The sequence below is a fragment of the Treponema sp. UBA3813 genome (assembly GCA_002368605.1).
Taxonomy (GTDB): Bacteria; Spirochaetota; Spirochaetia; order Treponematales; family Treponemataceae; genus Treponema_D.
In genome coordinates this window covers 1-21331 of sequence record DFEB01000002.1, presented here as the reverse complement: position 1 = coordinate 21331, position 21331 = coordinate 1, and the positions used below count along the sequence as shown (strand labels likewise).

The 21331-nt window shown below is 42.6% G+C and carries 20 protein-coding genes and 1 tRNA gene; 18 read left to right on the top strand and 3 right to left on the bottom strand.

Features of this window, described 5'->3' with window-relative positions:
- Positions 1-216: 216 nt before the first annotated feature.
- From rplU to rsfS, 8 genes are read left to right on the top strand one after another with little or no spacing between them, the layout of a single operon-like run.
- Positions 217-528: a 50S ribosomal protein L21 gene (rplU, locus tag B2089_RS00120; RefSeq protein ID WP_296324875.1), complete on the top strand. Its 312-nt coding sequence runs from the start codon at positions 217-219 to the stop codon at positions 526-528.
- A 5-nt stretch (positions 529-533) separates the two neighbouring features.
- Positions 534-866, top strand: coding sequence for a ribosomal-processing cysteine protease Prp (locus tag B2089_RS00115; RefSeq protein WP_296324866.1), 333 nt, complete (start codon positions 534-536; stop codon positions 864-866).
- Between the two features lies 1 nt (position 867).
- Entirely contained in the window at positions 868-1125 is a 258-nt protein-coding gene (rpmA, locus tag B2089_RS00110; protein WP_296324863.1) for a 50S ribosomal protein L27, read from the top strand.
- Positions 1126-1183: 58 nt separating this feature from the next.
- Positions 1184-2359, top strand: coding sequence for a GTPase ObgE (gene obgE, locus B2089_RS00105; RefSeq protein WP_296324858.1), 1176 nt, complete (start codon positions 1184-1186; stop codon positions 2357-2359).
- Complete coding sequence (gene nadD / locus B2089_RS00100; RefSeq protein WP_296324856.1) at positions 2356-3003, top strand: nicotinate (nicotinamide) nucleotide adenylyltransferase; 648 nt, start codon at positions 2356-2358, stop codon at positions 3001-3003. The genes obgE and nadD overlap by 4 nt, the downstream gene beginning before the upstream one ends.
- The gene (yqeK, locus tag B2089_RS00095; RefSeq protein ID WP_296324845.1) at positions 2993-3565 is read left to right on the top strand and encodes a bis(5'-nucleosyl)-tetraphosphatase (symmetrical) YqeK; all 573 of its coding nucleotides are present in this window, start codon (positions 2993-2995) and stop codon (positions 3563-3565) included. Before nadD ends, yqeK begins: the two co-directional genes overlap by 11 nt.
- 3 nt (positions 3566-3568) lie before the next feature.
- Positions 3569-4768, top strand: a complete 1200-nt coding sequence (locus tag B2089_RS00090) for an LCP family protein (protein ID WP_296324843.1) — start codon at positions 3569-3571, stop codon at positions 4766-4768.
- Positions 4769-4776: 8 nt separating this feature from the next.
- The gene (rsfS, locus tag B2089_RS00085) at positions 4777-5130 is read left to right on the top strand and encodes a ribosome silencing factor (RefSeq protein ID WP_296324842.1); all 354 of its coding nucleotides are present in this window, start codon (positions 4777-4779) and stop codon (positions 5128-5130) included.
- Between the two features lie 102 nt (positions 5131-5232).
- Here the strand turns inward: rsfS and B2089_RS00080 are convergent, their stop codons facing one another.
- Positions 5233-5490: a hypothetical protein gene (locus B2089_RS00080; RefSeq protein WP_296324839.1), complete on the bottom strand. Its 258-nt coding sequence runs from the start codon at positions 5488-5490 to the stop codon at positions 5233-5235.
- A gap of 170 nt (positions 5491-5660) precedes the next feature.
- Here B2089_RS00080 and ispE point away from each other — a divergent pair, with 170 nt between their 5' ends.
- The 8 genes from ispE to lepA all read left to right on the top strand — a co-directional run bounded on the left by ispE (position 5661) and on the right by lepA (position 14759).
- Positions 5661-6542, top strand: coding sequence for a 4-(cytidine 5'-diphospho)-2-C-methyl-D-erythritol kinase (gene ispE, locus B2089_RS00075; protein ID WP_296324836.1), 882 nt, complete (start codon positions 5661-5663; stop codon positions 6540-6542).
- A 36-nt stretch (positions 6543-6578) separates the two neighbouring features.
- The gene (spoVG, locus tag B2089_RS00070) at positions 6579-6857 is read left to right on the top strand and encodes a septation regulator SpoVG (protein WP_296324833.1); all 279 of its coding nucleotides are present in this window, start codon (positions 6579-6581) and stop codon (positions 6855-6857) included.
- A 16-nt stretch (positions 6858-6873) separates the two neighbouring features.
- A tRNA-Gln gene (locus tag B2089_RS00065) sits at positions 6874-6946 on the top strand.
- A gap of 108 nt (positions 6947-7054) precedes the next feature.
- Positions 7055-7606: a 50S ribosomal protein L25 gene (locus B2089_RS00060; protein WP_296324830.1), complete on the top strand. Its 552-nt coding sequence runs from the start codon at positions 7055-7057 to the stop codon at positions 7604-7606.
- A gap of 69 nt (positions 7607-7675) precedes the next feature.
- The gene (gene tilS / locus B2089_RS00055; protein WP_296324827.1) at positions 7676-9112 is read left to right on the top strand and encodes a tRNA lysidine(34) synthetase TilS; all 1437 of its coding nucleotides are present in this window, start codon (positions 7676-7678) and stop codon (positions 9110-9112) included.
- A 26-nt stretch (positions 9113-9138) separates the two neighbouring features.
- Positions 9139-11259, top strand: coding sequence for a tetratricopeptide repeat protein (locus B2089_RS00050; protein ID WP_296324826.1), 2121 nt, complete (start codon positions 9139-9141; stop codon positions 11257-11259).
- Positions 11260-11274: 15 nt separating this feature from the next.
- Positions 11275-12927, top strand: a complete 1653-nt coding sequence (locus tag B2089_RS00045; protein WP_296324824.1) for a S1C family serine protease — start codon at positions 11275-11277, stop codon at positions 12925-12927.
- Positions 12928-12956: 29 nt separating this feature from the next.
- Positions 12957-14759 carry a translation elongation factor 4 gene (gene lepA, locus B2089_RS00040; protein WP_296324821.1) on the top strand — a complete coding sequence of 601 codons (1803 nt, stop codon included), beginning with the start codon at positions 12957-12959 and terminating at the stop codon, positions 14757-14759.
- Positions 14760-14797: 38 nt separating this feature from the next.
- On the opposite strand, the gene B2089_RS00035 is transcribed toward lepA, so the two are convergent.
- Both B2089_RS00035 and B2089_RS00030 read right to left on the bottom strand, forming a co-directional pair.
- Positions 14798-16546 (bottom strand): 6-hydroxymethylpterin diphosphokinase MptE-like protein, encoded by a 1749-nt coding sequence (locus B2089_RS00035; RefSeq protein WP_296324820.1) that lies wholly within the window; start codon positions 16544-16546, stop codon positions 14798-14800.
- 10 nt (positions 16547-16556) lie between these two features.
- Positions 16557-18107, bottom strand: a complete 1551-nt coding sequence (locus B2089_RS00030; protein WP_296324818.1) for a SurA N-terminal domain-containing protein — start codon at positions 18105-18107, stop codon at positions 16557-16559.
- A 130-nt stretch (positions 18108-18237) separates the two neighbouring features.
- Between B2089_RS00030 and B2089_RS00025 the strand changes: the two genes are divergently transcribed.
- Together B2089_RS00025 and B2089_RS00020 are read left to right on the top strand one after the other, a co-directional pair.
- The gene (locus B2089_RS00025) at positions 18238-20559 is read left to right on the top strand and encodes a pallilysin-related adhesin (protein ID WP_296324815.1); all 2322 of its coding nucleotides are present in this window, start codon (positions 18238-18240) and stop codon (positions 20557-20559) included.
- Between the two features lie 15 nt (positions 20560-20574).
- A partial coding sequence (locus tag B2089_RS00020; protein ID WP_296685236.1) for an alanine--tRNA ligase-related protein occupies positions 20575-21331 on the top strand: 757 nt, incomplete at its 3' end.

Here is a 21331-nt window from a genome sequence, read left to right as displayed (position 1 = left end):
AACCTGTCTCACAGGTTTTGCCCCTGCGGGTCGCTCCCTACCTCCTTCCCTCCGGCATTAAGATGTAGCTTTTGCCAGTGAATTTCGGTTTTGCCGGTTCGCTGGCTTTTTCGTTCTATTGACTAGATTTAGCAGAATTTGATATAATCTCGTACTTATATTTTAATTTTAGTCGTTAGAGTTCCGTTACACTTTGCGGCGATTAAGAGGTTTTACATGTACGCACTTTTTGAATACAAAGGCAAACAGTACAAGGCTGAGAAAGACGCTCTCATTCAGGTCGATAAAATCGATGCTGAAGATGGAGCAAAAATCGACATCGACTCAGTCCTTTTGGTTAGCGACGGCGACAAAATTTCTGTCGGTACTCCGTTCGTTAAAGGCGCAAAAATCAGCGCAGTTGTTGAAAACAGCATCCGCGACAAAAAAGTTCTTGTCTTCAAATACAAGAGCAAGAAAGACTATCACCGCTTAATCGGTCACAGACAGGAATACACAAACATTCGTGTTAAGGACATCACTCTTTAATTAGAATGACGACCGTAACACTTTCTTATGGCAAAAATGGCGCGTTAAAAAAATGTCAAGCTAACGGACACGCTCATTTTTCTAAGAAGGGAAACGATATTGTGTGTGCGGCGGTCACAGTGCTTATCCGCACGGCAATGCAAGTCCTTTCACATAATGAAAATGTTTTAATGATAGCAGACGCTTCAACGCGGGGGAATCTTTCTTTTAAGGTTGAGGCAAAATCTGAGGATTCTGTAACAGAAACTCAGCTTATTTGTATCGGAGATTTTTTAAGAACTGGTATTTTAGCTCTTACAAAAGAATTTCCTGAGAATGTAATTCTTACGGAGGATTAAAATGGGACGAAGTAAAGGTGGTAGCGGCGCAAAAAACGGCCGTCAGTCAAATCCTAAATACTTGGGCGTAAAGGCTTACGGCGGAGAATTCGTAACAGCCGGCTCAATCATCGTTAAGCAGCGTGGAACAAAAATCTTCCCGGGCGACAATGTAAAACGCGCGGGAGACGACAGCCTGTTTGCAACAGCAGACGGAACTGTAAAATTCCATGAGCGCATGAACAGAAAGTACGCTTCAGTCGTACCTGTTGAAGCCTAAAACGATGAAAGCCCGGATTCAGTCTACTGTTTCCGGGTTTTTTTTATAAAGGAAAATTATGAAACAGTTTGCTGATGAAGCGATAATCGAAGTCACCTCAGGCAAGGGCGGAAACGGATGTGTGTCTTTCCGCCGTGAAAAATATGTTCCTATGGGCGGTCCCAACGGTGGTGACGGCGGAAAGGGCGGTGATGTCATTTTCTGCGTTAAGCGCAATGTAAAAACCCTCGCTAATATCCGTTTTAAGCGATTTTTCAAAGCCAAGAATGGTGGCGACGGACAAGGCTGGAACAAATACGGAAAGGACGGCGAGGATATCGTTATCGCAGTTCCGCCAGGAACGGCAATCCGTGACGCCGAAACAAAGGAACTTATCAAGGAATTTACCACTGAGAGCGAAGATGAGCAGTTTGTCTTCCTTAAAGGCGGTAATGGCGGTTGGGGTAATGTTCATTTTAAGACCTCAACTAATCAGGCCCCTCGAAATGCAAACCCCGGTCAGCCAGGCCAGTACCGAAAGCTGCTTCTTGAGCTTAGTATTATGGCTGATATCGGTTTGGTTGGCTTCCCCAATGCTGGAAAATCTTCTCTCCTTGACGCATTTACGAACGCGCGGCCAAAAATCGCTCCTTATCCCTTCACCACGAAGATTCCTAATCTCGGTGTCTTGCGTGCCGATGCTGAGCGGGATGTAATTATCGCCGATATTCCTGGCATCATTGAGGGGGCCAGTGAAGGTGCGGGCTTGGGAATCCGCTTTTTAAAGCATATTTCCCGCACGGCAGGCCTTCTCTTTATGATTGATTGCTCGGACGAAAATTGTCTGTCGGCATATAAAACTCTCTGTGGCGAGCTTGAGGGCTTCTCAAAAGACTTGCTCAATAAGCCTCATATCGTGCTTTGCAACAAAACCGACATTGAGGGCGCCAAGGAAAATGCAGAAAAAATCGCCGCAGAAATCAAAAAGAGCGAGCCTGACACAAAAGTCATTCCTGTTTCGGTGGCGGCTCACTGGGGCATGAACGAAGTGCGGATCGCTATCCTTGAGCTGGTCACGAAAATGGCGGGCGAGGGCACATTCACTTCCACTGGTGAGCGGGTTTCTGACGGTTCCTTCCTTTCTTCAAAAAAGAAGGGCACTAGCTTGAATCCGAATTTTCTTGCCAGCCGTTCAGTTGATGACTTTATGGAAGAACAGTTCCCCGGTCAGGATACTTCGGAGTCAGATTCGTGAAAATCGCAATGCTGGGCGGGAGTTTTAACCCCATTCATATCGGGCATTTGATTCTCGCTGATTCAGTCTGCCGCAATCTTGGATACGAAAAAATTCTCTTCGTTCCTACGGCCTGCCCGCCCCACAAGGAACTTTCCTGTGCCGTGAGCGCGGAAGACCGCCTGGAAATGGTTCGTCTTTCTGTCATGGATGACCCGCGCTTTGAGGCTGAGTCTTGTGAAATCGACCGTGGCGGCATTTCCTACACCTGGGACACAATCTGCTACTTGGAAGAAAAATACAAATCAGTTCTAACTGGTAAAATCGGCCTTGTTTTTGGCGAGGATTTGCTTCCTTATTACGACAAATGGGATCATGCCTCAGAACTTGCTCAGAAAGCTGATTTGATTCTTGCCTGCCGCCCTCAGGATACTGGCTTGAAGGCAGAGTACCAGAATTCTCCAGTGGGCGAATACGGAAAATCTCCCATGAAAGGCGTGACCCGTGAGAATTTTCCCTATCCCCATAAAATCGTCCAGAACCCAAAAATGGAAATCTCTTCTTCCGAAATCCGTCAGGAAGTAGGTGAGGGGGGCGCATGGCGTTATCTTGTGGAGAAGCGAGTTTTTGACTATATTAAACAAAGGAATCTCTATGCGAAGTGAACTCTTTGAGCAGATTAGCCAATATACAAAAAGCGTCGTAAAAGAAAGCAGGTTCGCTCACTCAATGCGCACTGCCGAAATGATGGCAAAACTCTGCGCCAATTATGGTCTTAACGAAGAAAAGGGCTGGCTCGCAGGCATTGCCCATGATATGTGCAAAAACTCTTCCAGCGAAGAAATGCTTACCCTTGCCAAAAAAGACGGAAAGGTGATTTCAGACTTTGAGTTGTCTAATCCGGACTTGCTTCACGGCCGGGCGGCGGCGGTTCTTATTCAGGAAAAATTTGGTGTCACCGACAGTGAAATCATCGACGCAATCGCAAACCACACTTTCGGTTCGGCTGATTCCTGCGATTTTGCTCTTTTGCTTTTTGTCGCCGACAAAATTGAGCCTGGCCGTCCCCAGTCAACTGACGAATACCGGGCTAAGCTCATGGCTAAATCCCTGCATGGCCTGGTGCTTGCTGTCCTTGAGGAGAATATCGAATATCTTGAGGCTCACGGCAAAAGTGTAGCCGAGCCATCTTTAAAACTTGCAGAAAAATTGCGGAAGGAGAAGTAAAACATGAAAAATTCAAATCCGAATTCAAACAAAGGCGCTTTTCTCCTCCTTCTCATTTTTGTGATTCTTATTTCTGTTACGGTGGGGCTTGCCCTTTCCCTGCGGGTCAGCACAGTTGATGAAAACTTAAAGTCAGACCGCGTTATCAAGACTCTTGTAGTCATGGAAGATAAAAACCGAGTCTTGTTTACAGATGTCTTTATCTATTATCCGATTTCTCAGCGAGGGGCTCTTATCAACATCCTTGAGAATACTGGTGCGATTTTCTCAAGTTTGGGGCGCGTTGACTCAATTGACTCTGTCTATCTTGAAAAAGGAATTGACGCATATAAAAGTGAAATAGAAAATCTGGTCGGGCAAACGATACCCTTCTATATCATCTTGAACCTTACCAAATTCGGCGAGCTTACGGATATGCTCGGCGGCATGAAAATTTTCGTTCCTTCACCGGTTGATGTAAAAAATGAAGACGGTTTGCGTTATCTTCTTCCCAGTGGCGTTGTCTCTTTGGACGGTGATAAAATCCGAACTTACCTGAATTACGAAAAATCTGACGAGCCGGAGGAAGATTTGATTGAGCGTCGTCAGAATGTACTAATGGCTTTTTTCTCAGCTTTGTCACGAAATGAAAAGATAATTAAGAACAAAAAATCATTTGAAGTTATCAGTAAAAAAATGACCTCAAATCTTGATGACGATGAGTTTTACCGTCTAGTAAGTGTTATTTCGGCAGTTGATTCAGAACATCTTGTTCCTCAGACTATTACAGGTTCAAAGCGTGTCGTTGACGGAAAAACGCTCCTTTTCCCTTATTACGACGGTCAGTTAATAAAAGATGTCTTCAAACAGGTTTCTAACTCCCTTATTTCTCTGGATAATGCGAATGTGAACCGAACTTATGTGCTTGAAATTCAGAATGGAACTACCGTGCAGGGGCTGGCTCGCAATACTATGGCATTGCTCCAGAGTGCAGGCTATGATATCCTTACGACGGGAAATGCGGATTCAAACGATTACGATAAAACTGTAATCATAAATCATATTGGAAATGCTGAGATTGCAAAAAGTCTTGGTGATTTTATTCGTTGTGAAAATATCGTCGATGAATCAGTCTCGGCGGACGCTGACAGTACCAGCGCGTCTAATGTCGATTTCACGATTATACTCGGAAAAGATTTTGACGGACGATATGTAAAAAAATAGGAGTTGTTATGGCAGAAGTAAAAACAGCACAGGAACACGCGCTTGAAATTGCTCAGTTGCTTGAGGATTCAAAGGCTGAAAATGTAAGCGTAATTGATGTCTCGGAGTTGAATTCATGGACGGATTTTTTTGTAATCGCTACGATTCATAGTTCTGCTCACTGGCAGGGCTTGGCAAAACAGGTCAAGGATTATGTAAAAGCGAATGATATGGAAATTCATGTCACCCACAACAAGGCAGCTTCTGGAGATGACTGGAATCTAATTGATATTGGTTCGGTTGTTGTTCATTTGATGAGTGCGGATGCCCGTGAATTCTATGATTTGGAAAAACTCTGGCATGGCGGAAAAAAATTAAGGTAAAAAAAAATCGCCACAGGATGTGGCGTAAAAGACAGAGAGAATTTTTGGAGCAAAAATTCTCGTACGAACCAGAAAAATACATGAGGTATTTTTCTGTTCGGATTACTCTTCTGAATCAGAATAATCTTCTGAAATTTCATCGTTGTAGTCTTCGGTATCTTCGGAATCATAAGTGACATTCATGTCGTCTTCATCAATTGTTTCATCAAAATCATCATCAAATTTGTTAAGCGTGTCGTCGCTTAACGAATCGAAATCATCTTCTTCGCCTGAATCTTCATAGCTTTCGTCAATTTCGTCGGTATATGAAAAGCCGAGAGCCATAACCTTAACATCGTTCATTTCATCGTTAATAAACATATTGATTCCTTGTCAAAGACAAGAAAGTGTAAATTTATAATCGTCTTCTGTCAATAAGAATTTCAAATGATTTTTGATTAAATTCTCTAATTTCTCCATTTTTTTTTTTCTATCTTCGAAGTTAAAAATAATTCTTGACTTATCCTCCTTTTTGCATATAATGTTTAACTATGTCTTTTGATGTTTGTGTCAAAGCGCCTGCAAAAGTTAATATAGGGCTCAAGGTTCTAAAAAAACGGGCGGACGGTTTCCATAACATTGAAAGTATTTTTCAGACACTAGATTTTTCCGATGAGCTACATGTTCGGCGCATTCCACAAAAAGAATGTATCGTTCGTTGTACTCAAATGCAGCTTCCTCTGGAAAATACGCTGACGAAAACTTATTCGGCATTCTGTTCTGAAACGAATATCGATTTCGGTATAGAAGTTTTGCTTGATAAATTTTTGCCTGCCGGTGGAGGCTTGGGCGGTGGTTCTTCTGATGGAGCTTCTCTGTTAAAAGGACTCTCTGACCTGGCGGAGATTCAGTTAACGGATTCTCTGGCTGATGCCGTCGCAGAAAAAGTCGGAAGCGACGTATTCTTCTTCTTGCATTCAGGATTTTTCCAAAAAGGTCGTGGGTGCGCCTTAGTTTCAGGTCGCGGCGAAGTCGTCAAGGCGATTGAACCAAGAACTGACTTAAGTTTTCTGCTTATCTTTCCTGGAATTCACTCTTCCACAAAAGAGGCGTATTCTTTGGTAGATCAAGCATACGAATCAGGTTTGTATGAATCCAAATACAAGGTTTCGTATCCTGATTTCTCGGAGTTGAAGCGTTTATATTACGGTTTTGCTGGTGCTTGGAAATTTACAAATTCCTTCACTCCTGTTCTTATAGATAAATATCCTTTGATTGGCGCAGCCCTTAAGGATATTTTGGAATGTGGAGCTGACTGGGCAGATATGTCCGGCTCAGGTGCTACAGTTTTTGGCGTTTTCAAGTCAGATGCTGCTGCAAAAGAGGCTTGCTTGAAATGCCAAAAAAAATGGAAATGTGTTGTTGCACATTGAAAATTTTTTTGAGTTCAAAAAAGGAATTTGTAAACTATGGAAGTCACAGAATTGAGAATCCGAAAGGTAACGGCTGAGGGCAAGTTAAAGGCCTATGTTACCGTTACTTTTGACAACTGCTTCGTCGTTCATAATGTAAAGATTATTGAAGGACAGTCGGGGCTTTTCATCGCAATGCCAAGTCGCAAAACGGCAAATGGCGATTATAAAGATGTAGCTCACCCGATTAGCGCGGATTTCCGAAATGCCTTGCAAGACAAGATACTTTCAGAGTATAATGCAGGTCATTTCGATGAATCTTCTGTCGAAGATTAATTAGTTTGTTTTTTTTTGGGCCGTCGTCAAGCGGTAAGACAATGGCTTTTGGTGCCATCATTCCACAGGTTCGAATCCTGTCGGCCCAGCATATATTTATGGAAAAGCTCTGGCGTGACGAACGATGGGGCGGATTTCAGAATCAAAGCAACTTCTTTGCTTCACACAAGCTTTTCCAAAATTTTAGGAGTTTTTAAATGGAACAGTTTGTTATTGAAGCAAAAAAACGCTCAGAAACTGGTAAAAAGGCTGCACGCTTGATTCGTGCTGAAGGTCGAATTCCTGCTGTTGTTTACGACGAGGCTGGAAAGTCAACAGCAATCACTGTAGAAAGCGTACAGTTCAACAAGGCTTGGCGCTCAATCACATCTACTACTCTTATCACACTTGATGTTGAAGGCAAAAAATGTGATGCTTTCATCCGCGATACAGAGTACAATATCATCAAAGACGAAGTTCTTCATGCTGATTTCTTTGCTGTCTCAAACAAAAAGCCTGTTGTCCGCACATACAAAATCCAATATCAGGGTACACCTGCTGGCGTTCTCAAAGGTGGCTTCATGGTAAAACATGTTCCAGAGATTAAAGTAAAGGCTTTGCCTAAAGACCTTCCTGCTCGTGTTGTTATTGATGTTTCAAATGTCAACATTGGCGATGTTTTCCGCGTAAAAGATATTGACTTGGGCAAGGGTGTTACAATCCTTACAAACGGTGAAGATTCACTCGTTAGCGTTGCTCCAGCTCGCTAATCTTTCTTAAATGCGTAAAATCCCCTGCATGTCGGGGGATTTTTTTATTTATCGGAATACTATTGGAAAATGCTCGCTGATACAGGCAGATTGCTTCTTTCTCAATTTGAAAAAAAAGTTCTTTCGGGTTTTGCTTTGTGTGGAATTCCTGCCGCTTCCCTTTCTGAAAATGCGCCACTCGGACTGGCGGTTTCAGGCGGAGCAGATTCTCTGTCGCTTTTGCTTGCTGCCCACTCTTTATTTGGGCCGTCCTTGCTCCGTGTGATAACGCTTGATCACGGAATCCGACCAGAAGAGGAGAGCGGGGGAGATGCGCTTTTTGTAAAAAAATTGTGTGAAAAATTGGGAATCTTTTGCTTTGTGGAGCGTTTTGAATATGGCAAAATTGAAAAAGATGCCGAGGCGAAGGGTTTGAGCCTTGAGGCACATGCCCGCAATCTTCGATATCAGTCTTTTGAATCTTTTATTCAAAAAGAGGGGCTTTGTGCCCTTGCTCTTGCCCATAATCAGAATGATCAGACGGAGACTCTTTTAATGCGTTTTTTGCAGGGAAGTTCTCTTGAGGGGATGGGGGGAATCAGACGAAAACGGGGAAAAATAATCCGTCCTCTTCTAGATATTCCCCGGAGTGAAATTGAATCTTATTTAACAGAAAAAAAACAGGCATGGCGTACTGATGCCACTAATTCTGACACCTCTTATCTCAGGAACAAAATTCGTAACATGCTTGTTCCTCTTCTGAACCAGCAGTTTTCTGGCTGGGAAAAGGCTGTTCTTGCTGGCGGAAAAAAGGCTCTTGCTGATGATGATTTTTTTAATGAGGAGACACTTCGTCTGACAGCTGGTATAAAAGAGCCAAAAATCAGCCGTTCTTTTTTCTTTTCTCTTCCAAAGGCCCTGAAACGGCGAGTCTTTTTTTACCTTCTTAACAAGGCTGGGTTCGGCTCACGCTTTCCTTTCGCGCTTTTTGAGGAAGTTCTTTCTTGGGAAAATGAAAAAACACGAAAAATCTCTTTTGAGAATGTGCAAATCCTCCTTGATTCCGATTCGCTGTTTTTTTCTGTTGGTTCAGATGGTGCAGGACAAAAATCTTCTTCTGACTCTTGCCTTGAGTCCGGTTTTTCTTTTTTGTTCAGAAAGTATGGCGACAGCACGGAATTTAAAAATTTTCTCATTCGCGTTGAAAAGGCTGGTGACCAAGAGAAAGTCCGACTTGTGATTAAAAAGAAAGATGAAAAATCACCTGAAAAAACAATTTCCCTTTTTCTTTCCCTGCCTTTTCTTCTTCGTTCCCAACTTCCCGGAGATTCTGTCCGTACGGCAGATGGAAAAAGCAAAAATCTTTCGGAACTGTTTACTGATTGGAAAATCCCCCAGTCTTTGCGAAATAAAGTCTTTGTTGTGGAAGAGTTTTCTCCGTCTTTCGGAAAAACTTCGTCGATTCGGGCAGTGCTGGCTTCTTTTTCAGGAGCGAAAAATTGGATTGTAGAAGAAGCTAAATTATAGTAGAATAATAAAAAAGGGAATTTTTAATGACAAAAAAAGCACTTTCATTTATTTCGGTTTTTGTTTTTTCTGCTCTTTCTTTTTCATTCGCACAAGGGCTTTCAAATTCCGCTTCAGTGGCAAACAGACGCACTGCCCTCCGTTATCTTCAGCTTGCGAAACAATTTGCATCCGAAAAATTATGGAACGAAGCTGACTCTAACGCTCAAATGGGGCTTGCCTACGACGATAACATTGCTGATTTGTGGTATCTCCGCGCTGTTTCCCAAATAAATAAGGGTGAAAAAAAATCACAGGTGCTTCCACTTGTCGTTACGGCACTCACTGAGGCCGAATGGGTTGACTATAACCGTGATGGCGCCCGCATTCTATATGCTGATATTTTATGTGCGACTAGACAATTTACACAGGCTATTGCTGTCCTTGATTCTGAGCCTTTCATTTATTCTGCTGATGCTGAATTTATTCGTGTCAAGGCTTATTACTGTCTTGGAGATGACGAAAGCGTGGCAAAAGCCCGTTCCCGCATTGATTCTGCTCGAAGAGTCTACCCTGCCGATGCACGCTTCGCGGAACTTTTTTACAGCTACGAATATCATATTTTCAGAAAAGAAGGAGTTTTTGCATCATCTTCCCGCGCTTTGGCTGATGCTTTTGCGCTTACTCTTCCTCTATATAAAAATGCAAAAGAAGATTTAGAAATTTACGCTGCAATTTTTGCTTCTGACGAAAAGCCTGCAAAAGGGGACTCCAAAAAAGTCCGTATGCTTAAAGCATTTGACTCAAAAAACAGAAAATCACCGCTTTATGCAATTGAGGCTCTCAAATCAGGATTGATTGATGAAGATGCTGCCCTTGATTATTTTTATTCATTTTCTGACAAAGAAATTTCTCTTCATTTACTTGAGGATTTTGCAGCGCTCCTTAAAAATGATGATGTAAAAAAAGAATTTTCTGAGTATCTTAATTCATATAATGGTACGATTTCAATTGATGTCGATGGTGATTTATATCCTAATCTTGTAGTCAGCTATAATCGTGGCAGACCTCAAAGTATTTCATACGATGAAAATCAAGATGACGAAAATGAATGGACTGCCGAGTGTGATTTTGGCGTTCCTCTCAGGCTCTCCATGTCCGAAAATGCCCTGGTTCTTGACTATTCTTCATGGCCATATATTTCAGGAGCAAGCTACAAAATGGATAATCGCCATGCTGATTTGCGCTTCACCCTCATTGCTGAGACGCTCTCATGGACGCCATTTACAGTCGAGGCAGATGCTTCAATAAAAGCAAGTTTGAACTCGGATTTTTTTATTCCTCTTCTTTCCCAAACTACAGAGTCTGTTTCTGGAACGGAATTGCTCAGGGCTGCTTTAAGTTATTCAATTCCCTCGCAAGAGAGAGAGGGTGCCATTATTCAGGTGAGCCTCTTGAACGGTGTCGCACAGCTTGCAAGCTATTCTGTTGGCGAAAAGATTTATGCGATGGCTCAATTTGAAAAAGGAATTCCAGTCTCTCGAAAACTTGATGTTGACGGTGACGGCCTTTTTGAGACGACTGAATATTATGGATTTTCCAGAGACGGGGAGACTAATTTTATTTCAACGAATGATGAAATGCAGATTGTGACAAATCTCTTCGGCTCGCCGGCTCAGGGAACAGGCTTTTATGTTAAAAAAATCACTGTGGATCGAAACGGAGACACGATTCCTGATTTTACCGAGGAATATCTTCCTGCAAATGCCGGAGCAAAAATTCCCGGTAAAATTTCTTCATGGGATACTGATGGAGACGGCAAGTGGGATGTACAATATACAAAATTTCCGTCAATGATAGACGGAAAAGTTCGTGAAGAAGCGAAATTCCATCAACCGCTTACAGATTCTCTTGTTACGGTCTCTTCCGAAAATGGAAGTCCTGTTTTTGTCCAAAAGGGAAGTGAGGTTCTTACGGTTTCAAATGGCAAAAACAAGAGTTTCTACTGGATTTCTCAAGGTGGAAGTCAAAAAGATGAAGAGAAAATTCTTATAGAAATTAACCAAATCGGTGAGCAGGGTGTTTCTACTATAGTAGAAAGTGAAGGAAAACGATTCCTCGCTGTTCGAATTGAAAAATTAATTTTCGCCCTTCAGGTTGAAAATTAAAATGGAAATTAAAAATTGAAAACTGAAAATCTGATACTTCACTTAAAAAAAATTTTTTTCTGCTTCTCTTTTGCATTATTGCTTTCTTCTTGCTCTTCGGTTCGTGATCCAGATAATATTTATTCTGACATTGACTACACTCAGGAAGATGCGCGGCGTGAAGAACGAAAAAGAATCCTGGATTTACTTGAGAAAAATCCGGTTCAAGCCTTGTGGCGTGCCTTCCTCTTAAATGATTCCGAAACGATATCCGATTGCGAAAAAGCCGTACAGGAAGAATTTGATTCTGCTGTTGAAAAATCTGACTGGTACACGGCTTTGCGCATTCAAAAATCTCTTTCTACTCTCAAGTCTTCTCTTTCTGCTAAATTGTCGAAGTCTCTGACAGAACTTGAGTCACTTTCAAAAAAGGATGTTCCTGGTCTGAGTGGTGAAAAATCTACTGCGCAAAAAAAAGTCTCTTCTTATATCAATGGCACTGTTACGATTTGGGTTGATAAAGGAATCAAAGTGCAGAATGGAATGGGCTTTGCAGACCGTGTAATTGGCTCAGGTTTTTTTATTTCAAAAGACGGTTATATCGTTACGAATCACCATGTAATTGAAGATTTGGTTGATAAAAAAAGTGAAGGATTTTCTCGTTTGTACATAAAACTTGCAGAAGACAGTGATACGCGTATTCCCGCTAAAGTTATTGGTTATGATTCCCAAATCGACCTAGCTCTAATAAAAACCGAAGTTGATGCGCCTTTTGTTTTCAGTCTCGGTTCAAGTGCTGATCTGGATGTTGGAGACAAGGTTTATGCCATTGGCTCTCCTGTCGGGTTGGAACGCACTCTTACGAGCGGAATTGTGAGTGCGACTGATCGAAAACTATTCACTCTTGGTTCTGTTATGCAAATTGATGCTGCAGTAAATCAGGGAAATTCAGGTGGACCATGTATTGATTCAAACGGAAATGTGCAGGCCATTGTCTTTGCCGGAATGCTTCAGTATGAAGGCTTGAATTTCGCAATTCCTGTTGAATACTTAAAATCTTTGTTACCTGCTCTTGCTGCTGGTGGCAAGGTTTCTCATCCTTGGATTGGCTGCTTTGGACACACAAAAAAAGAACTGGGAAAAGATGCTGGTCTTGAAGTTCAGTATGTGTTTCCTGGTAGCAGCGCAAGTAGAAGTCATATTTCTGTTGGTGATGTGATTATTGAATTAGACGGGCAGAAAATTACTAATCTTGAGGATATGCAGAATGTTCTCATGAAAAGTTCTGCAAAGTCTATCGTAAAAATCAAGTATCGTCATGGAGATGATACTGCCAATTCCGAAGTTGGCGAGGCTTCGATTTATCTTGGTGTTCGTCCAGAAAATCCTGGCTATAACATTTACAAGGGAGACATTATCGCCAAGTCTTTTGTTCCGATTTTTGGCATGAGGCTTATTTCTGTTTCTACTTCAAGTTCCCGAAAGTATTCTATCGAAGAAATTATCAAGGGGTCGATTGCTGATGAATCTGGTTTTTCTGAGAATGACCCTGTTGAAATCAGAAATATAAAACTTAACGAAGATAATTCCGCGATGTATGCAGAGATTTATGCGAAAAACCGCAAAAAAGGCTATTTGGACGGCATTATGGCAATTGCAGCCCCCCTTGATAGCCCTTACTATTTTTAGTTTTGATTACTGAATAAAATGGAGAATATATGACAGAGATGAAATACAAGCGCAATTTTTGTATCGTTGCGCATATTGACCACGGAAAATCGACTTTGGCCGACCGCTTGATTCAAAAAGCCCAGATTATCGATGACCGCCAGATGAAAAATCAGATTCTTGATAACATGGATATTGAGCGTGAGCGGGGCATTACGATTAAAAGTCAGGCCGTAACCATTCCCTATCATGCCAAAGACGGCCACGATTACGAACTGAATTTCGTCGATACTCCTGGGCATGTCGATTTCTCTTACGAGGTTAGCCGGGCAATCGCTTCCTGCGAGGGTGCCCTTCTTTTGATTGACGCGAGCCAGGGCGTTGAGAGCCAGACTGTCTCAAATCTTTACATGGCTATGGAGCAGGATTTGACCGTCGTTCCTGTCATCAACAAAATCGATCTTCCCAGCGCGGATTTGCCCAATGTAAAAAAGCAGATAGACCACGACTTGGGCTTGGACTCAGCTGACGCTGTTCCTGTGAGCGCGAAAACAGGCGAGGGCGTGGACGACTTAATGGAAGCCATTGTCACGAAATTCCCGGCTCCAAGTGGCGACCCTGACGGCAAGGCTCAGGCTTTGATTTTTGACTGCCACTACGACGAATACAGGGGCGTTATCATTCATATCCGGGTCAAAGAAGGCAGAATCAAGAAAGGCGATGTGATTCGCTTTATGTCCAACAATACTGACTACAAAGTAGACCAAATCGGCATCTTTAAAATCAACTACGAGGAAACTCCTTACCTTGAGGCAGGAGATGTGGGCTACATTATCTCTGGCGTAAAGACCGTAAGTGATGTCCGCGTCGGCGATACCGTAACGCTGGCGGCTGATCCGGCTGCTGAGCCTTTGGGGGGCTTTAAAGATGTCAAGCCGGTTGTTTTCTCTTCGATTTATCCCATTGACTCAAACGACTACGAAGAGCTTAAGGAGAGCATGGAAAAACTCAAGCTCAACGATGCCTCTCTCATTTACGAAAAAGACAATTCCCTTGCTTTGGGAAACGGCTTCCGCTGCGGATTTTTGGGACTTTTGCATCTGGAAATCATTCAGGAGCGCCTTGAGCGGGATTATGATCAGGCCGTAATCTTCACCGCACCCAGCGTTCAATACAAAATCAAGCTGACTAACGGCACTGAGCAGATTATCGATAATCCTACCGAATTCCCGGAGACGAAAATTCAGGAATCTTGGGAACCATACATCAAGGCGACGATTATCACGCCTACGGACTACATCGGCGCAATCATGAATCTCTGCACTGAAAAGCGGGGCGTTCAAAAGAACATGACTTACCTTGACGAAAAGCGGGTTGAGCTTACCTACGAAATGCCATTGGCCGAGGTTCTCTTTGATTTTTACGACAAGCTAAAAAGCTACAGCCGGGGCTACGCATCCTTTGATTACGAAGTCACTGACTATCAGCAGACAGAACTTGTCAAGGTCGATATTTTGCTCAACGGAAAGCCGGTTGACGCATTGAGCCAGCTTGCCTACAAGCCGGAAGCCGCCGTCCGGGCCAAGAAGGTCTGTGAGCGGCTGAAGGGCGAGATTTCAAGGCAGCAGTTTAAAATCGCCATTCAGGGAGCAATCGGAAGCCAGATTATCGCCCGTGAAACCGTTAATCCAGTGCGAAAGGATGTCCTTGCCAAGTGTTACGGCGGCGATGTCACGCGAAAGCGAAAGCTGCTTGAAAAGCAGAAGGAAGGAAAAAAGCGCATGAAGATGATAGGAAATGTCGAATTGCCGCAAAGCGCTTTCCTGGCAGTCCTCAAAGAAAAGGAAGAGTAGAATCGAAGAAAAATAAAAAAATCTGTGTAATCTGTGGTTTATTTTTTCAATTCATTTTTAATATCTTTCAAAAAGAAATCGATTTGGCTTCGCAGCCGCTTTAAGAAGCTTATGTCGTGACTTTCGCATTTGTAGCCGTCGGGGAAGTGCAGGAAAAGATATTCCCTTGGCGAAATGAGGGCTGTAAGCTCGTCTTCGACTGAGCAGGAGCAGCTGGCCACATCATTTCCGAACATCAAGAGTTCTTTTATGCGGTTCAAGGCTTTTTCTTCGCTTTCAAGGAATGAATGAATTTCACTTTGATTTGATTTTCTTTCTTCTGGGGCTGAATCTTCTTCTGCAGTGAAGGCCGGCCGCTCTTCTTCGATTGTCTCAAGGTACATCCTTGTTTTTTCAGAAGAAATTTCCTGTATTGAAAGGGGAAGCCCTTGTTTTCCGCAATCATAGAGATTCGCCATACCCTTAAAAAAATCAGCGAAACTTAGCGCGTAGCCGGAAAGGGCTTGGTCCGTGATTACGGGAATTGCGTTTTTTCCTGCAATGGCTTTAGCTCCTGCCCTGAATGCGGCGGCGTAATTTTCGGCAGGAGAAAAACGGTTTGTGGCAGAAAGTCTGGCTATATGAGCCGGCGTGTTTTTTCCGTGAGTACGGCCAAGGGAGAATGAAAAATCAAGACCGCTGACAAAAATCGGAACATTCTGATTCTTGCGAAGAAGGCTTGCAATATGAATTGCTGTCAGACCGACAGAACCCAAAGGAGGAATGACTGGCGGAAAAAAAGCCTTGCCGGAGAGATTTTTGAAAAAAGAAGAGTCTGTGTATTTTGAAGCGAAGAATGTGAGCGCTTTTTTTCTATGCCGTGTAACTTGCGGTCTGGAAGTGATGTCTGCGATTATGAGAGAATCTTTCCCGCTGGCACCGATATAGGCCTTTTCGATGGCAAGCTGGCCTTCAACGGCGATAATCGCGTCAATTCTGAGACCAAAGGCCTTTAGGGCAGGGGCGGCGGCATCCACGGCAATGATAAAGCATTTTTCCAGCTGAGAGCGGGAAATATTCTGAATCGTCTCTTCAATGCTTTCTCCTGCTCCAAAAACAAAAATCGGCTGGCTTACTGTTCGGAAAAGTTTTCTAAAATCGATTGCGCCTGAGAGATTGCCAAGATTTTTAAAAAGATTCCTTGAATAAAGGCGGCCAAGTTTTGTAAGGGTGATTCTGTTTTTCCAAAAAGATGCGATTGTGTTTTCTGCCTGAGAAGCAAAATCCCTGTATTTTTCTTTGTTGAACTGACTTCCCGCGCTCATCTCCAGTGGAATTGCTCGGCGGAAAGTAGAAATATGGGGAAGAATGGAGAAAGCTTCATTTTTTGAGGGAAAATCTTCTCCGCTGAGAATGTTTACGATGTAATCATTGTCTGAATAGGGGAGAAGGGCGACTTTCGAGAGCAAATTTTCTTTTTTTGCCGAATCAAGATTTTCCGTGATTTTTTTTAATTCAAAATCCGCAAAATCGTGAAGTTTTTCATCGAATTCCACGCCGAGAAGAAAGCAATTTTCCGGGAGTTTTTCTAAAAGTGAATCAAGCCCCAGCCAAAGGGCAGGGGAGACAGCGATAATCAGTGTGCCAGGCAAAAGAGTAAGATTCTGAATCGTTCCCAAAATCGCGCGGTCGGGGGCGTATTTTGAATAGAGAAACCTGCCTTGATAAGAAAGTGAAAAGCCCCGCTCGGTAGAAACCAAACAGGGCTTTTCTGGGGCAATTTGCTGCCCCTCTTGTAATTCAAGCACTTTAATATCCTTACTGTGGAAGGAATCGTTCTCGATAAGTCTTAGACACTTCGTTCTTCAGTTTTGGACTTGTGAAGAGAACTGTCTGTGCCGATGACTGATCATAACCTGCAAGATCCGTTTTGATTGTTTCAAGCTTGCTTTCATCTGCTTTTTCGGTTTGGATGTCAGTAAGTTTGAATACTGTGACATAATTTCCCATAATCATTGGTTCTGAAATATCATTGAGTTTCATAGAAAATGCTTTTTCAAGGAAAGACTCGTTTCGGCTTGCATTAAGGAATGCCTTTGCGTCTTTTGCGTCAAGTTTCCCTGCTACAGAAGCCTCTCCATAGTTGAGGGGGAATGCCGGAATTGAAAGTTTTTCTACGCCAGCTTTAAGGGCAGCTTTATCAAACCCTTCGAGTTTTGCATTTGCGATGAAAGCCTTCGCTTTTTCCGTGAAATAATCATCGATAAGAGATTGCTTGTTAATAGTGATGTAGCTCTTTACCGCATCAAAAGTTTTTTCATCAGAGATATCTGCCTTTGTTTTTCCGCCTGTGCATTTGTAAATTGAGTAACCGCGGACATTTTTAATGACTTCGCTGAGAGAATCTTTTGCGAGAGAGTCGATTTTTTCAAAATCTGCCTCGTTTTCAAGCGTATCTTTAATCTGATATGCGAAATTCTGTTCAACAACTCCGTATCCATTTGAGAAATATTTTTCTGAGTAAGTTGAAACACCGTCTTCAAAAGTAACTTCGTTGTTTGTGATTTGTGAAAGAAGTTTTTTTGCCTGAGATTCGTCTGTTACAGTGATAACTGAAAGAGCGTAGCTGTCAAAGAGAGAACTGTTTTCGTTTCCGAATTTTGTAACCTCTGAGTCTGGATAAGTCGCTTTGTCGTAGGAAATTGCATCGAAAGCCCGCATTTCTGAACCGATGTCTGCGAAGAACTGTGACTCTTTTTCACTTGTTTTCAATCCGTAAAGAGCAGATTTTCCAACTTCTTCTTTTGTGTTGATGTAGAATGCTCTCGTGTAATCAGAGAGACATGCGATGATATCGCCGAAATCTTTTGAGCCTCCGAAAAGGTCATTTTCAAATCGTCTCCATGTGAGCATTGTTTCAACTTCTGCCTTGAGTTGTTTTTTTGTTGCGTCAGAAATTAAATTTGCCTGAGTTGGATCATACTTACCCTCTTGATTGAGGAAAAATGGCAACATTGTGTTTGAAACGATTTTTGAGCTTGGTTTATAGCCAGATTCTTTAACAGCTTTTTTGTATGCTTCTGACTGAACTGCTGAATTGAAAGCATAGTTGTAAATATAAAAGTTGTCAGATTCATCAAGCTCGCTTTTTTGTGAGCGCATGAGCGTTGTGAAATTGTTGATTGCATTTGCAAATTCTGTGTTTGGTTCAAGGACTATGTTCTTTCCATCAAAGCTTCCGAATTTGATTTTGTTTGCATCGCCGGTGAAAACTCTGAGAAGTTCAGTGCCAACTCCAAAAACGACGAAACAGATAATAGAGAGAATGAGGATGATTACTGAGCCAATCCAAAGCATTTTATTTTTCATAAAACTTTCCTTATTTTATAATAATAAATAGTGTCATCTATTTTATCATTGTGGATTTTCACTGTCAATGTAGATTCAAGGGACTTTGCAGAATTGAAGCGAAATAAATATTCTGATAGAATGACGGGCTATGAAGCGTTTGATTCCGGTCGCCTTTTTGCTTACGGCGGCTGTGCTGGCTCTTTTATTTTTTAGCCGAAATCTCTTTGTAAAAGACAGCTCAATTTCTCGTGCCCGTGTCGTAATTCCACTTGTTGGTAATTCTGTGGATGGAAAATCCGAGGGCGAATACTCTGACGGTTTGGAGCATACTTCATTCATACAGCTTTCAAACGGTGAGACATTAGTCGGAACTCTGGAGACTGATATCGACAGCGACGGCTATGACGATCAAATCAGCATGGTAAAAACTGCGGCAAGCCCCTATATCGTTCTTATCGTAGGTTTGTATAATCCGAAAAGCGGAGCTTACGAACGATCAAATTACATTGCGACTGAAATCACTCAAATGAAAACTTTTGCCTGCACAAGTCTTGATGTTCTTGGAAATCATAAAAACTCTCTCGTTTATCAAGGAGTAACTGATTCAGGAACAGTTATATTAAAAATCTTTGATGGTAAGAGGAATAAAAATAATGAATTTGTTCTTTCGCTTATCGGAGATTTTGAAACTGACGGAACCGTTTTTATTCAGCAGACACCTCGGTCAGAAACATACGAACTTTCTCAGACAAAAGGCGAGACTTTCCCTGTTTGGGTCTACACTTCGGAACAGCAGGCTGTCGGCTCTGATTCCTCACGGCTTGACCAGATTCAGACAATGTATGACTGGAGTGAAGAAGCAGGCTCTTATATCGTGTCGAAAACTCTCAGAGTGGCGGGAAATCGCGTGGCTCAAAAAGAACTTGCCAGAATTCAGGACGGCACAGTCGCTACATTCGGAAATTTTTTGGACGGATTGTGGTATAAGACAGAAAATGCAGGCTCAAGCATCCGTTACATCTCATTTGATTACCCTAATGCGGAAATCATTTTTGAATACGAAGACAGTGAGGAAGTCTATTCATGGCTAAAAAGCACTCTTCGTCGAAACGGAATTTATTTCTCTGCAGTGAACAAATCAATTGAAAACCTTCAGCGTCGTTTTGACATTTCTCTCGTAAGCGTTGATGAAATAAAAATCAAATTGCAGGATGATGTCCGCATGTTGATTAACGAGAGTACGCTTTGGGATGGAAATTACAAGAAAATTACCTCACGAGAGCCTGAAAAGCCCAAGAAAACAAAAGAGAGCGCCTGTATTGACCGCCTTGTTGAACAGAGCACATGGGAAGCCAATGACGGAACGATTCTTACTTTTGCAGATAATAAATATGTTGCAAAAGGAAAATCATCCTATGATTCAGGACGCTTTACTACGAATGAGGTCACAGATTCTACACTTCTGCAATTTCGTTCTGTCCACGAGACGCCATTCTTTAAGTCCTCGTATATTCCTTCTTTCCAGTCCGAAAAGAATTTAGACGCCATTGTCCTGACAGAGGTCCTCTTGAATCCTGAGGGGTTCTACTTGGAACCATCTGCCCCAATTCTCCTTAAAAAATATACACCTCCCAAAGAAGTTGACCTTGCTCCTGAAACGGAAATTCAGTCCTTTACAGAGTCTGTTTCTTCGAAAAATACCGCTGAGCCAAAACTTTCCGTTGGAATTTCTCCTCAATATTTTTCTCCTGATGGTGACGGTGAATACGACGAACTTTTTGTTATGGCAAAGGCCGAATGTGAAAGCCCCATGAAATCATGGTCTCTGGTAATCGAAGACCCCGCCACCCTCAACCCATTCTGGTCTACAAAGGGAACAACTGAAATCCCGCCAAAAATCGTTTGGAATGGCATCAGTTCCCGCGGCGAGGTCGTTCAGTCGGCTACGGATTATCCCTATGAATTTACGGTCACGGATTCAAATAATCTTTCAGCGACAGTAAAAGGCTTTGTAAAAGTTGATGTTCTCGTTATTCGTGAGGGCGAGCGAATCAAAATGCAGGTTCCTTCTATCATTTTCCGAAGTGATGCCGCAGATTTTAAGACTACGGCTGAGCTTGAACAGAATCCGAATTATGATGGAAAAACAAAAGGTCTTGATCAGCGGACTCTTGAGAACAATGTGAAAATTTTGAGCCGAATTTCTGAAATTCTTAAAAAATTCCGTGATTATAATGTCACAATTGAAGGAAATGCAAATAACCTTTCGGGAACTCAGGCCGAGGAAGATGAGGTGAGACTATTGTCTGAGCAGCGTGCAGAATATGTGCGAAACTGGCTCATTAAGGATGGTGTCTCTTCTTCAAATCTGAAGGCTGTTGGTAACGGAAGTAAAAATCCTGCAACTCTTTCAACGGCTCTTGAAGACCGCTGGAAAAACAGGCGTGTAGAATTTATTTTAAAAAAGTAGTAAGGTAGGTGCACTATGACTGCTAATGAATTACGCTCAAAATACATTGAGTTTTTTAAATCTAAGAATCATGTTGAGATTTCTGGACAGTCGCTGATTCCAGAAAATGACCCGTCAGTTTTGTTCACTATGGCGGGAATGCACCCGCTTGTTCCTTATTTGCTGGGCGAAAAGCACCCGGCTGGAACTCGCCTCACAGACTACCAGAAGTGTATCCGTACTGGCGACATTGAGGAAGTCGGAGACCCAAGCCACCTTACCTGCTTTGAAATGCTGGGCAACTGGTCTTTGGGCGACTACTTCAAAAAAGAATCAATCGCTTTTTCTTATGAATTCTTGACCAGCCCGAAATGGCTTGGCCTTGATCCAAAAAAGATTTCCGTAACTGTCTTTGCAGGCGACGAAAACGCTCCCCGCGATGAAGAGGCTGCCGGCTACTGGAAGGAAAACGGTATGCCGGAAGACAAAATCGCATATCTTCCTGCAAGCGACAACTGGTGGGCAGCCGGTCCTACAGGTCCTTGTGGTCCTGACACCGAAATTTTCTACTGGGTTGGCGAAGGCTTGCCTCCTGTGGGAAGCAACAAGGGCACGGACAGCGCAAACTGGATGGAAATCTGGAATAATGTTTTCATGCAGTACAACCGCGTTGACGAAAAGACCCTTCTTCCTCTCGAAAAAAAGAATGTGGATACCGGTATGGGCTTGGAGAGAACCAACTGTATCCTCCAGGGCAAAAAATCAGTCTACCTCACAGAGGTTTTCCAGCCAA